Source organism: Pseudoselenomonas ruminantium, assembly GCF_900142515.1.
GTDB lineage: Bacteria > Bacillota > Negativicutes > Selenomonadales > Selenomonadaceae > Selenomonas_A > Selenomonas_A ruminantium_D.
The window spans coordinates 1-7,562 of the sequence record NZ_FRBC01000047.1; the positions used below are offsets into that span (position 1 = coordinate 1).

9 protein-coding genes are annotated in these 7,562 nt (G+C 54.6%); all 9 read left to right on the plus strand.

What is annotated here, in order from left to right; translation table 11 throughout:
- Positions 1–440 precede the first annotated feature (440 nt).
- The gene (locus tag BUB68_RS14575) at positions 441–1,121 is read left to right on the plus strand and encodes a Crp/Fnr family transcriptional regulator (RefSeq protein ID WP_073092960.1); all 681 of its coding nucleotides are present in this window, start codon (positions 441–443) and stop codon (positions 1,119–1,121) included.
- A gap of 3 nt (positions 1,122–1,124) precedes the next feature.
- Positions 1,125–1,754 carry an ABC transporter ATP-binding protein gene (locus BUB68_RS14580; protein WP_073092963.1) on the plus strand — a complete coding sequence of 210 codons (630 nt, stop codon included), beginning with the start codon at positions 1,125–1,127 and terminating at the stop codon, positions 1,752–1,754.
- On the plus strand, positions 1,726–2,397 hold the full coding sequence (locus BUB68_RS14585; RefSeq protein WP_073092965.1) for a heme exporter protein CcmB: 672 nt from the start codon (positions 1,726–1,728) through the stop codon (positions 2,395–2,397). Before BUB68_RS14580 ends, BUB68_RS14585 begins: the two co-directional genes overlap by 29 nt.
- Before the next feature lie 22 nt (positions 2,398–2,419).
- Positions 2,420–3,049 (plus strand): cytochrome c biogenesis protein, encoded by a 630-nt coding sequence (locus tag BUB68_RS14590; RefSeq protein ID WP_073092968.1) that lies wholly within the window; start codon positions 2,420–2,422, stop codon positions 3,047–3,049.
- Complete coding sequence (locus BUB68_RS14595) at positions 3,046–3,411, plus strand: cytochrome c maturation protein CcmE domain-containing protein (RefSeq protein WP_073092971.1); 366 nt, start codon at positions 3,046–3,048, stop codon at positions 3,409–3,411. Before BUB68_RS14590 ends, BUB68_RS14595 begins: the two co-directional genes overlap by 4 nt.
- Positions 3,412–3,441: 30 nt before the next feature.
- Positions 3,442–5,541 (plus strand): cytochrome c biogenesis protein CcsA, encoded by a 2,100-nt coding sequence (ccsA, locus tag BUB68_RS14600; protein WP_073092973.1) that lies wholly within the window; start codon positions 3,442–3,444, stop codon positions 5,539–5,541.
- Between the two features lie 87 nt (positions 5,542–5,628).
- Positions 5,629–6,393, plus strand: coding sequence for a hypothetical protein (locus tag BUB68_RS14605; protein ID WP_073092975.1), 765 nt, complete (start codon positions 5,629–5,631; stop codon positions 6,391–6,393).
- A 139-nt stretch (positions 6,394–6,532) separates the two neighbouring features.
- Positions 6,533–6,838, plus strand: coding sequence for a hypothetical protein (locus tag BUB68_RS14610; protein WP_073092978.1), 306 nt, complete (start codon positions 6,533–6,535; stop codon positions 6,836–6,838).
- 25 nt (positions 6,839–6,863) lie between these two features.
- A complete protein-coding gene (locus BUB68_RS14615) occupies positions 6,864–7,421 on the plus strand; it encodes a gamma carbonic anhydrase family protein (protein ID WP_073092980.1) in 558 nt (185 codons plus the stop codon).
- The last annotated feature ends 141 nt before the right edge of the window (positions 7,422–7,562 follow it).

Below are 7,562 nucleotides of genomic sequence, written 5' to 3' on the forward strand. Positions count from 1 at the left end.
CGGAACATAGCAATATACTCAAACGTAACGGTGGGTGGAGGTGGGGATGCTTTTTCGCCGACGGAACGACTGTCCGAACGAAGTGAGGACTGGCCCGCAAACAGTATATGCTTGACGCTTCGTTGACAGGAGCGCCGCCGGCCTGCCCGGCGCAGGTAGCTGGAAGATGCTTACTTCTGCTGGCGGGTCATTTAGTGGAGCGGCGAAAAAGTATTCCCACCGCCGCCCCACTGCTTTGTAACGAATTGTGTTCCAGCTCGCACCAACAAACTGCAATTTTATAGCGTCTTTTTGTATTATCCTCCAATGCAGGAAGTTCTTGCCTATGCTAGAATAATTACAATAGGATGTTGCAATGGCAACGTAGGCGTTTGTTTTTTACTGTTATAATAGAACAAGAGCAAATAGGAAAGAATCGTGTATGGATAGGAGGGAGAGCTGTGCAGGTGTATCATCTTGATTTGCATGAGCTGCCTTTGTTCCGGGATGTGTCGGCGGAGGAAGTGGATAAGTTCATTGCCGCTACGGGAGCAACCATCAAGCGGGTGGGAAAGGGTAGCCGGATCTTGGACGCATATGAGGAAAACCATAATATTGGTGCAATCGTGGAGGGGGAGGCCATTGTCTTAGCAGAGGATCGTTTTGGCAATGAATCGGTCAGCCACAATCTGGAGCGCGGGGCGATGCTGGGCAGTACCTCGGCAATCATGCCGCAGGTGCCTTATGATATGGCGATTGAAGCGCTGACGGATGTGCTGGTGCTATGGATTCCCTACAAGGCACTGCTTACGGCGGGGCCGAAACTGGGGCGCACGCATGGCATCGTGATGAAGAATCTGCTGGAGGCCTTTTGTCGTAAAAATGTGTTGATGATGCAGAAAATCAAGATCCTGTCCCAGAAGACCTTGCGGGAGCGGTTGATTCTCTATCTGCTGTATAAGGAACAGCGGCAAGGCAAAGGGAAAGTCCGTGTGCCGGGCCGTGTGCAGCTGGCCAAGGAGCTGGAATGCAACCGCAGTGCCCTGACAAGGGAAATCAGTGCCATGCATAGCGAAGGGATGCTCTATGTAGGTGAGGACTGGATGGAACTGGATGCCGATAAATTGGCGGCGTTGGGTTGAGTTATGGTGACGATTACATTTACAGGCGTCAGTCAGTGCTTTCATGGACGGCAGATTTTCGGGCCGCTGGAGGCACGGTTATCCGGAGGAAAAATCACTGCTGTCACGGGGCAGAATGGCAGTGGCAAGTCTACTTTCCTGAAGCTGGCAGGCCATCTGCTGCTGCCAAGTTCCGGCAGTGTCCTGGTCGCGGACGATGGGGTGGAACTGCATAAGGATGCCTTGAGACAGCGGCTGGCCATGGTCACTCCGGAACTGCGTTTTTATGACCGGCTGACGGCGCGGGAAAATATGGATTTCCTGCTGGGAATGCGGGGCATGACGTTGGACGAAGGGGAATATCGCGACTTGCTGGAGCGGGTGGGCCTGGTTGAAGCTGCTGTGGCCCATAGCTATGTGGGAGAATTTTCCACGGGGATGCGGCAGCGGCTTAAAATGGCGGTCCTGCTGGCTTCAGGTGCTGATATCTGGCTGCTGGATGAACCGGGAGCCAATCTTGATGAAGCCGGACGCGACTTGCTGGCCGCCGAAATGAGGCAGGCTGCAGCTCGTGGCGTGCTGATGGCGATTGCTACGAATGACACCAGAGAGGAGGCGCTGGCAGATGAAACCATCTCTCTGGCAGGCGGTTAAGCTGGTCTTTGTAAAGGAATTTACTGTCGGCATGCGCTTCAAGGCGGCCTGGGCGGCGATGTTCATGTTTGCGCTGACCACGCTGGCCTGTGTGAGCCTTGCCCTGCAGGGGGGCGTATTGGAACCGCGGCTCGCGGCGGCTCTGCTCTGGATCATCATCTTCTTTGCATCCATGGCGGGGGCTGACCGGGTATTTGCCGACGAGGATACGGCAGGTACCTTGCTGGCGCTCAGGCTTTATGGCGGTGCTCAGCCGGTGCTTTGGGGCAAGATGCTCTATACCTTTTTCCTGTTATTGGTGCTGACGATCTTCATTACCCCCTTGTTTTTGCTCCTGATTGGAGCTGAAATGGCAGCGGCAGGGGCATTCGTGCTGGCCTTGCTGCTGGGGGTGGCCGGACTGGCAGCGGCGGGAACTTTGCTGGCGGCATTGGTCACTGGGGCACAGGTGAAAAGTGGCCTGTTTTCGGTATTGATGCTGCCGATAATCCTGCCGGTATTCCTGCCAGCAATCTTTCTGACAGCAGCATCACTGGGGGCAGGGGAGGTGCCTGTCGGTTTCCTGGGGGGCATGGCCCTGTATGATGGAATCCTGGCGGTGGGTGCTTCGGTGCTCTTTGATTATCTCTGGTATGAGGATTAGGATTAGTTTTGGAGGACTGCGTATGGGAATGATATTGGGCGGCCTGACGCTCGTGATTGCGGGGCTGGTATTTTTTGTGGTGCCGCCAGCGGAGGGGCTGGGCTATTATGTGCGCATCGCCTTTTTCCATATTCCTGTAGCCTGGGTGGCCGTGATTGCTTTTTGTGTCAGTGCGTTTCAAGGGGCAAGGTATCTGCGTGCGCACGATCTGTCAGCGGATGTGAAAAGTGCGGCGGCAGCGCAGCTGGGCTTTATTTTTGTGATTCTGGCCACGGTCAGCGGGGCAATTTTTTCCAAGCTGACCTGGGGGGCTTATTGGAACTGGGATCCGCGGCAGACGACGATTTTTGTGCTGCTGCTGATCTATGGGGCATATCTGACCTTGCGGGGAGCCATGCCGGCAGGGCATAAGCGGGCGCGGGCGGCGGCGGTCTATTCGCTGTTTTCCTTTTTGACTGTGCCTTTTCTGGTATTCATCATTCCGCGGCTGTATTTTTCCCTGCATCCCTCGCCGGTGCTCAATGGCACGGGGCTGGCAATGGATTCTCTGATGCTGGCGGTACTGCTGGCGGCGCTTTTGGATGTAACGGGAATCTTTTACTGGCTGCATAAAAAGCAGACGGAGAAATTGTTGCAGGAGGAACGGTTATGAATCGTAAGGTATTGCTAGGGGTCCTGCTGCTGGCCTTTGTGGCCTATGCAGGCTGGAGTTTCATGGATGCGGTGACGCCCTATGTAGGCATAGCCGAAGCACAGAAGAGCACAAGCAATGTGCAGGTCAAAGGGCTGTTGGCGGCAAATGCGCCCGCTCCGCATATGGAGGGCGATAATTTCGTCTTTACGTTGCAGGATGAAGATACAGGGGAGACCATGCTGGTGCATTATCATGGCATGAAGCCCGATCAGTTTGACGAGGCCCATCATATCGTGGCCATTGGCAAGTATCGGGACACTGCCTTTGAAGCGGACAAGCTGTTGATAAAATGTCCATCGAAGTACGAACAGCAGAAGTAGACACGGCAATCATTCTTAGGAGGGAAAGCCTTGGTTGGGGTAATCAGTTTAGCTTTGACGCTGGCCTTGTCGCTGGCGGCGGTCCTGAGTTTTGCGGCGCAGAGTGAGCGCACGGTGAGATGGGGCCGTTTTTTGACCATGGGGGCATTTCTTACTGCCTTGCTGGCCAGCATTTATTTGCTGGTATTGATTTTTCAGAATCGCTTTGATATCGCCTATGTGGCCAGCTATTCGTCCAAAGAGCTTACGGCCATGTATAAATTCTCGGCCTTTTGGGCTGGCCAGCAGGGGTCTTTCCTGCTCTGGCTGTTGATCCATGGCACAGCCGGCCTGTGTCTGGCGGTGAAGAAGGATTTGTCGGCGGCGGGGATGGCGGTCTATATGGCGTTGATGGCGCTTCTGACCGTACTCGTCATGGCGAAAAGTCCCTTCGTGCCCAGCGAGAATGTGGTGGAAAATGGCGTGGGGCTGAATCCTTTGCTGCAGGATCCATGGATGGCCGTCCATCCGCCTATCATCTTTATCGGCTATGCCCTGCTGGCGGTGCCGCTGGTCTATAGTGCGGCAGCCTTGCTCACTGGTCAGAAAGGCAAGGACTGGCTGCCTGCCGCTCGCCACTGGGCCCTGATTGGTTGGGGATTCCTGGGAGCCGGCATCTTCATTGGCGGTTACTGGGCTTACAAGGTCCTGGGCTGGGGCGGCTTCTGGGGGTGGGATCCCGTGGAAAATTCCTCGTTGGTTCCCTGGCTGGTGGCTGGTATCTTTGTCCATGTGCTGCGGGTAGCGCAGATACGGGAAGCGGCGATTACGATGGTGCATTTGGCGGGCATCTTTGCCTATGCACTGGTGCTCTATGGGACCTTCCTGACGCGCAGCGGCATTTTGGGCGATTTTTCCGTTCATTCCTTTGCGGGAACGAGCATCGGCATGACCATCGCTGTGGTCAACGGAGTAGTCCTGCTGGCCGGTCTGTTGCTCCTGCTGGTTCGGGCTAAGAGCCTGCCACAGGGGGAATATTATCCCGCCTATGGCAGTCGGGAATTCATCATGCTGTTGGGAGCTCTGTTGTTGGTCTTTATGAGCGCCATCATCTTCCTGGGGATGTCCATGCCGCTCTTTACCCAGCTTATCGGCAAGCCGGCGGCGGTGAGTACGGACTTCTATGTGCGCACCACTATGCCATTGGCGATTGCCATGCTGCTGACGATTTCCTGTGCGCTGTTGCGTGGTTATGGGGAAGGGAAGGTATTGGCTGGCGGCATGCCGCTGGTGGCCTTGGGATTATTGGGAGCCGGCTGCGGTTATGCCGCTGGCGTTCGGCAGTTCCTTCCTTTGCTGTTGGCTGCAGTTTCCCTGATGGCCTTGGGGGCGACCGTCATTTCCTGGCGCAGGCATGGCATCAATATGGGCGGCATGGTGGCTCATGTTGGGCTGGCGATATCCTTGCTGGCCATGGTGCTGGCAGGTTCCGGCAGCCAGTCCTATAGCAGGGAAATGGTTGTGGGCGAAAGCTATGATGTTTTTGGCCATGAGGTGACCTTCATGGGGCAGGATTTCCTGGAAAGCGGCAGGGAGAAATATTATGTCTACCAGGTGGATGGACAGGAGGTCAAAGCCCTGACCAAATTGCGGGCCAATGGCGAGGACGCCGCTCGGGAACCGGCTATCGCCAAAGGTCTTGGCGGAGATGTCTATCTGGCCCCGACGCCGCCACAGGACAACGGCCGCATGGAGATGGTCTTGAAGCAGGGGCGGATGAGCATGGATGAGGATTTTGCTTACCGCTTTGAGAAGGCCAGGGTGGAGAAGAATGATGAGGGGGGCATGACGGTTACGGCTGATGTAGCCATCACCGATGGGAATACTGTTGAACATGCGGATCTGGTGCTCACAGGCACCCATGATGGCGGCACGGCAAAACCCGTGGAAATCTTCGGCGGGCAGAAGCGCCTGCGCCTGACCGGAGTGACGCAGAATCAGAAACAGATCCGTATTGAGAGCATGCCTTCCGTAGAAACTGAGAGCAGGCAGCCCATTACCACCAGCGTCAGCGTGAAACCGTGTATCTGGCTGTTATGGCTCGGAAGCATCCTGGTTTGTGCTGGTACATTGTGGGCGGCAAAACGATAAATACTTCAGATTGGAGGGAAAGGTCTTGACCTTTCCCTTTGGCTTTAATATGATGGTAGGGAGATTGATTTACGGAGGCAAAGGGAATTGTTAGAACATCTTAGTTTTGAATTAGAGGAACTAAAATTAAAAGTAGAAATCGTGGTGCGGGAGCGCCAGCTTCATTATAGAGTGAATGACGGCGAGTTTGCGGCGCTGGACGGTGGGCGGCGCTGGCTGCGGCGCTTGGAAAAGCTGCATCTGGGAGCCTGGCGTGCCAGTTATCAGCCGCCAGTACCTCCGGCTGTGCACAGCCTGTGGCATCTGTCGTTCAAGGATGGTAAGATGGGAAGCCGCCGTATCGTGGGGGATAATGCCTATCCTGGTGGTTGGGCAGCCCTTATCGACTTGATGAATGAGATTCCCGGGGTGGAGATCAGCCGGGTGCGGCAATTAGAGCAGGTGTCGATTATCCTGCATGATATGCTGGATAATCCCCGGGGCAGTATCTACCTGCCCAAACAAAAAAAGATCAGCCTGGTGGAAAAGCTGATCATCAACCGAGGCAAACATATCCTGGTCTTTACCCGGCATAAGCAGGGGTTAGGATCGGAGCGTCATGCCTTTGATTCCGTGCGCAATGTGCCGTTGCTGCTGGAACGCATTGCTGAGCATGCTGCTGAATGGCAGTGCCAGCAGGACAGCATAACGGACGATTACCTGCCCAGAGTAGAGTGGAAACTGCTTTGGCGGGATGGAACGGAAGATGCTGGCAGCTACACCCTGCGCGGGGAAGCCATGCCCGAGGCCTGGAAGACCTTTATGGAAGAGATTGGCCGCTTCACCGGTAATATGCGCGGAAGAATGTTTTAAGGCAGGCAGGAAATCGCCTTCTACTTGTCGAAGAACTTCACACTGGTATACCTCCTTGTCCATATGAATATATTGGATGATTATTGCAGATGAGGCGGTATACTGGGATGTGGGGAAACGACAGGAGGAGGAGAGAATCATGTCGGAGCCGATTCAGACAGGACACAAGGTGTATTTCGGTAACAATAAGATGAATATGGAAATGCTCACGGTAAAACCATATTATGTGGCTACTCCCGGTTCGGATCTAACGCAGGAAGAAATGGAGGCCAAGGCCTTGGAAGCTATGCAGGGCAAGATGCCCAAACAGGCACCGCCGCCTGCCGTAGAAGAACCTGCTGTGGAGGCGGGTTCGCCGGAAGATATTGCTGCCCGGATTGCCGGTGACCGTACGAAGAATCAGGCGGATATCCTAGAACTTGCCAAGAATCAGGTGGGAAACTGATTTTTGGGAGGAGGTAACTTTTTCTATGTATACTTTACAAGATGATGTGTTTCAGGGCTTGCGCCCGCAGATCCATGCTGAGGCTTTTGTGGCACCGCAGGTGTTTTTGGCTGGCGATGTGCGGGTGGGAAGGTTTTCCAGCATCTGGCCGGGGGTGTCTGCCCGGGGGGATGTGAACTATATTTCCATCGGTGAATGCAGCAATGTTCAGGATCTGGTGTGCCTGCATGTGGCCGATGACAATCCTTGCATCATCGGTGATTATGTGACGGTCGGTCATGGCGCAGTGCTCCATGGCTGTGAGATTGAAGACCATGTGCTGATTGGTATGAGCGCTACGGTGCTGACTGGTGCCAAGATTGGTCGCGGTTCCATTATTGCCGCAGGTGCCTTGGTCAAGGAGAATGCTGTAATCCCGCCGAATTCTCTGGTGGTCGGTGTGCCGGGCAAGGTCGTCCGCACGCAGGACAGGATGGAGAGCATCCATGCCCAGGCCATCAAGTATAAATGCGAATGGGCCATCGGTTACGGTGTCAAGCCGGATATCGAAGGCGAAGTATATCACGGGGAAAAGATCATCTGAAACGGACACTCAAAAGCCCGCTGATACTTTTGTCAGCGGGCTTTTTCATAAATTGCAGTTTGTTGGTGCGAGCTGGAACACAATTCGTTACAAAGCAGTGGGGCGGCGGTGGGAATACTTTTTCGCCGCTCCACTAAATGA

Coding starts and splice junctions, on each gene's coding strand:
- BUB68_RS14580 (WP_073092963.1), top strand. CDS start 1,125: ATGGTGACGATTACATTTACAGGCGTCAGTCAGTGCTTTCATGGACGG.
- BUB68_RS14585 (WP_073092965.1), top strand. CDS start 1,726: ATGAAACCATCTCTCTGGCAGGCGGTTAAGCTGGTCTTTGTAAAGGAA.
- BUB68_RS14590 (WP_073092968.1), top strand. CDS start 2,420: ATGGGAATGATATTGGGCGGCCTGACGCTCGTGATTGCGGGGCTGGTA.
- BUB68_RS14595 (WP_073092971.1), top strand. CDS start 3,046: ATGAATCGTAAGGTATTGCTAGGGGTCCTGCTGCTGGCCTTTGTGGCC.
- BUB68_RS14610 (WP_073092978.1), top strand. CDS start 6,533: ATGTCGGAGCCGATTCAGACAGGACACAAGGTGTATTTCGGTAACAAT.
- BUB68_RS14615 (WP_073092980.1), top strand. CDS start 6,864: ATGTATACTTTACAAGATGATGTGTTTCAGGGCTTGCGCCCGCAGATC.